Origin of the sequence: uncultured Anaerotruncus sp., assembly GCF_902490045.1 — a bacterium.
In the GTDB taxonomy this organism is placed as follows: domain Bacteria; phylum Bacillota; class Clostridia; order Oscillospirales; family Ruminococcaceae; genus Anaerotruncus.
In genome coordinates, this window is record NZ_CABUCJ010000161.1 from 1 (window position 1) to 4,463 (window position 4,463).

A 4,463-nucleotide genomic window follows, 5' to 3' on the forward strand; every position below is an offset into this window, starting at 1 on the left:
TGTGGGGGAACCGTAGGTTCCTACCGCACGTTGAGCGAGCCTAGCGAGCGGAGAACCCCGCCGCGGCGGCCCCTCAGCTTGCCGAAATGATTTTCGACAAGCTGAGGGGTGGTTTTTTGCTGTTTATCCGGTTCCTGCGCTACCTGCGCGGGCATGTCAAGTTTTTTGCGCGTTCGGGTTCCTTCGAGCGCCTTATCAATCTCTGCGCCCACCACAGGGTCCCCCTGTGGGACTGCCGGCGGGAGGAGGCGGGCTATTCGGGCCGCACCACCGTGGACGGCTACCGGCGGATGCGCCCACTCGCCCGCAAGGCGGGGGCGGTCACCCGCGTGAAGGAGCGCCGCGGGCTGCCCTTCCTCCTGCGCCGCTACCGCCGCAGGATCGGCGTGGCCGCCGGCGCGGCGCTCTTCATCGTCTTTTTCGCTGTCACCCAGCAGTTCGTGTGGGTGGTCGAGGTACAGGGAAACGAGCGGGTGGAGAGCCAGGCGCTGCTTCAGGCGCTCGAGGAGCTCGGGGTCAGGCGGGGCGTCCTCAAAAGCGGGCTTAACGCGCGGGAAATCCAGCTCGAGATCCAGCTCAAGGTGGACGATCTCTCGTGGGCGGCGCTCAACATCCGCGGCACCACCGCGACGCTGCTCGTGCGGGAACGCACCGTCCCGCCCCGGAAGATCGACACCAACGTGCCCGCCAACGTCGTGGCGGCGCGGGACGGCCAGATCGTCAGCATGGCGGTCACCGACGGGCGGGCGGCCGTGCAGAAGGGAGACGCCGTGCGGGAGGGGGAGATCCTCGTGAGCGGCGTCTTTGAGGACCGCTGGGGGCTCAACCACCTGCTGCGCGCCAACGCCAGGGTCATCGCGCGGGTCCCCGAGAGCCTCGCCGTCGAGGTTCCGCTCGTCCAGCGGCGCGCGGTGCCGTCCGGGCGGGTGGTCAAGCGCCGCTACCTCGAGCTGCCGGGGGTGCGCCTGCCCCTCTTCCTCTATTCGGGCCTCGACGGGGAATACAAGGTGGAGAAAGTGACCCGGCCGCCCGTTCTGTTCGGCGCGGAGATGCCCTTCTCGGTGACCCGCGAGACCTACATCTTCTACGAGACGGAGGAGGAGCGGATCGGCGCGGAGGCGGCGCTGCGCATCGCCGAGCGGCAGCTCGCCGCGAAGGAGCGGGGCGCGTGGGAGCCCGGCGCGGTGGTCAAGCGGGAGGTCTCGGCCAGGACGGAGGGCGGAAAAGTCGTGCTGACGGGGGAATACCTCGTCGAAATGGACATTGCCCGGCAGGTGGAAATCCCGGTGTTCGACCGCGGGGAACAGGAGGAAAAGGCCCCGCGCGAAGGGGGTTACTAGGGAATTCGGCGCGTTTCCAAAGAAACTGGGAAAGTTTCACAAAATATTCATAAAGAACTGTGAAAACTGCTTGTTATTTGCGTGAAGATTTGCTATACTAAATCGTGGATGATTTTGGGGATTTCCAATAGAAAAAGGATGGAAAAAAACGAATGATCGAACAATTGGTGAATATCGACCGGATGGAGCACGCGCTGGCGCTGTTCGGGAGCTTTGATGAGAACGTCAGGCTCATCGAGCAGGAATACAGCGTCACGGTGACCTGCCGCGGCACCGAGATCAAGGTGTTCGGCGACGAGGAGGGCGTCTCCCTGGCGGTACGCGCCATCACCGGGCTGCTCTCCCTCATCAACAAGGGGGAGTCGCTCACCGAACAGAACATCCGCTATGTCATGGCGATGGTCAGCGAGGGGCGCGAGGACAAGGTCGCGGCGCTCGCGGACGACGTGGTGTGCATCACCACGACGGGCAAGCCGATCAAGGCCAAGACCCTCGGGCAGAAGCGGTACGTCGAGGCGATCCGCGACAACACGATCACCATCGGCGTCGGCCCCGCCGGCACGGGCAAGACCTATCTCGCCGTGGCCATGGCGGTGCGCGCCTTCCGCGCGCACGAGATCAACCGCATCATCCTGACGCGCCCCGCCGTCGAGGCGGGGGAGAAGCTCGGCTTTCTGCCGGGCGACCTCCAGAACAAGGTGGACCCCTACCTGCGCCCGCTTTACGACGCGCTTTTCGATATGCTCGGCGCCGAGAACTACCAGAAATACGTCGAGCGCCAGAACATCGAGGTCGCCCCGCTCGCCTACATGCGCGGGCGCACCCTCGACGACAGCTTCATCATCCTCGACGAGGCGCAGAACACCACGCCCGAGCAGATGAAGATGTTCCTCACCCGCCTGGGGTTCAATTCCAAAGCCATCATCACCGGGGACGTGACCCAGATCGACCTGCCGGACGCCAGGCGTTCGGGCCTTCTGGAAGCGGTCAAGGTGCTGAAGAACGTGGATGACATCGCCATCCTTCATTTCACCGAGAAAGACGTCGTGCGCCACCGCCTGGTACAGGCGATCATCAAGGCGTACGAGCGGTATTACGAGGAGGGTAAACGCAACAGATGACCGAAAGTATCAAGGTGCTCATCACCAACCGCCAGAAGGACGTGAAGATCCCCAGCGGCATCCGGCTGCTCATCCGCCGCTGCTGCCACGCGGTGCTCGCCGCCGAGCAGTTCGGCGACAGCGCGGAGGTCAGCGTCAGCTTCGTGAATAACGAACAGATCCGCCAGCTCAACAGCGAGTTCCGCCAAAAGGACGCGGCCACCGACGTGCTCTCCTTCCCGCTCGGGCAGGACGGCGTCTACGACCGCAACCTCGAGACGGGCGCGCTCCAGCTCGGCGATATCGTCATCTCGATCGAAAAGGCCGTCGAACAGGCCCGCATCTACGGCCACTCCCTCCAGCGTGAGATCGGCTTTCTGACCGTGCATTCGATGCTCCACCTGCTCGGCTACGACCACGAGTCGGGCGGGCTTGAGATGGTGCGCATGCGCGAGAAGGAGGAGAGCGTGCTCTCGAGCCTCGGCCTCCAGCGGGACGGCAGCTACGTGCTGACCGACGATGAGATCTAAGCTCGCCGCCCTCGCCCGCAGCTTTCGCTGGGCGGGCTGCGGCGTGCGCCACTGCGTCCTGCACGAGCGCAACTTCCGCATCCACCTGGCCGCCGCGCTCTTCGTGTTTTGGCTGGCCGGGGCGCTGCGCGTGGAGGGCGCGGGCTTCGGCCTGCTGGCCCTCGCGGTGGGCGGCGTGCTCGCCGCCGAGATGTTCAACACCGCCATCGAGGCGGCAGTGGACCTCGCAAGCCCCGGCAGGCGCCCGCTCGCGAAGCTCGCCAAGGACGTCTCGGCCGGTGCGGTGCTCGTCATGGCGCTCGCGAGCGTCGGGGTCGGGTTCGCCGTGCTCTGGCGGCCTGCGGGGCTGCTCGCGCTCTGGCGCGCGCTGCTCGCGCACTGGCAGCCGAAGGCGCTGCTCGCGGTTTATCTTGTCCTCGCGGCCTGGTTTGTGTTCGGGTTCGGCGGGGAGAAACAGACGCCGGCGTAGACCGCCGGCGCATTTTTGTGCCGCGCCGCAAAGAACGGAAAAACTGGACGCGCCCCACAGGGGCGGGGAGGAGAAGCATTTTGACTGAACCGGAATACAGCACCAAATCGGCGTTCGTCGCCATCGTCGGACGCCCCAACGTGGGCAAATCGAGCCTGCTCAACGCACTGATCGGGGAAAAGGTCGCGATCGTCTCGGACAAGCCCCAGACCACCCGCACCCGTATCACCGGCGTGCTGACGAAGGGGGAGACCCAGTTTGTCTTTATCGACACGCCGGGGCTCCACAAGCCCCGCACGCGCCTGTCGGAATATATGGTGAAGCAGGTCAGCGACAGCGTCGCCGACGTGGACGTCGCGCTGCTCGTCGTCGAGCCGCAGGGGGAGATCGCCCCCGCCGAGCGCGACCTCATCGCCTCCTTCCGCGCGCAGCGGATTCCCGCGGTCCTCGTCGTCAACAAGATCGACACCCTCGCCAGCAAGGAGAAGCTGATGCCCCGCATCCTCGCCTTTACGAAGGAGTACGAGTTTTCCGCCGTCGTGCCGATCTCCGCGCTCACCCGGGACGGGGTGGACGCGGTGCTCGGGGAACTCGAGGCGTTCGCCGCGCCCTCCCCTTTCTTTTTCGACGCGGACACGCTGACCGACCAGCCCGAACGGGTGATCGTGGCCGAGATCGTGCGGGAAAAGCTGCTGCGCAACCTGCGCGACGAAATCCCGCACGGCACCGCCGTGTCGGTCGAATCGATGAAGGAGCGGGAGGGGCAGGACCTCATCGATATCGAGGCGCAGATCTACTGCGAGCGGGAGAGCCACAAGGGGATGATCATCGGCAAGGGCGGCGAGATGCTCAAGCGGATCGCCACCCAGGCGCGGCAGGACATCGAACGGTTCCTCGGCTGCCGCGTCAACCTCAAATGCTGGGTCAAGGTGCGCGAGGACTGGCGCAACCGGGAGAACGTCATCCGTTCGCTCGGCTACAACTGAGCCGCGCGGCGGCTTGTGAAAACGAATCAGGAGGCCCC

Annotated in this window: 5 protein-coding genes; all 5 read left to right on the forward strand. The window is 65.3% G+C overall.

Annotated elements, in window-relative coordinates:
* The first annotated feature begins 116 nt into the window (after positions 1-116).
* The 5 genes from RDM88_RS11960 to era all read left to right on the forward strand — a co-directional run bounded on the left by RDM88_RS11960 (position 117) and on the right by era (position 4,425).
* Entirely contained in the window at positions 117-1,340 is a 1,224-nt protein-coding gene (locus RDM88_RS11960; RefSeq protein WP_308755056.1) for a sporulation protein YqfD, read from the forward strand.
* A 152-nt stretch (positions 1,341-1,492) separates the two neighbouring features.
* Complete coding sequence (locus tag RDM88_RS11965) at positions 1,493-2,461, forward strand: PhoH family protein (protein ID WP_101551372.1); 969 nt, start codon at positions 1,493-1,495, stop codon at positions 2,459-2,461.
* Positions 2,458-2,970, forward strand: coding sequence for an rRNA maturation RNase YbeY (ybeY, locus tag RDM88_RS11970; RefSeq protein ID WP_308755057.1), 513 nt, complete (start codon positions 2,458-2,460; stop codon positions 2,968-2,970). The genes RDM88_RS11965 and ybeY overlap by 4 nt, the downstream gene beginning before the upstream one ends.
* On the forward strand, positions 2,960-3,439 hold the full coding sequence (locus RDM88_RS11975) for a diacylglycerol kinase family protein (protein ID WP_308755058.1): 480 nt from the start codon (positions 2,960-2,962) through the stop codon (positions 3,437-3,439). Before ybeY ends, RDM88_RS11975 begins: the two co-directional genes overlap by 11 nt.
* An 80-nt stretch (positions 3,440-3,519) precedes the next feature.
* Positions 3,520-4,425, forward strand: a complete 906-nt coding sequence (gene era, locus RDM88_RS11980; RefSeq protein WP_308755059.1) for a GTPase Era — start codon at positions 3,520-3,522, stop codon at positions 4,423-4,425.
* Positions 4,426-4,463: the final 38 nt, after the last annotated feature.

Excerpts from the sequence above, each read along its gene's own strand:
- RDM88_RS11965 (WP_101551372.1), top strand. The coding sequence starts at position 1,493 with ATGATCGAACAATTGGTGAATATCGACCGGATGGAGCACGCGCTGGCG.
- ybeY (WP_308755057.1), top strand. The coding sequence starts at position 2,458 with ATGACCGAAAGTATCAAGGTGCTCATCACCAACCGCCAGAAGGACGTG.
- RDM88_RS11975 (WP_308755058.1), top strand. The coding sequence starts at position 2,960 with ATGAGATCTAAGCTCGCCGCCCTCGCCCGCAGCTTTCGCTGGGCGGGC.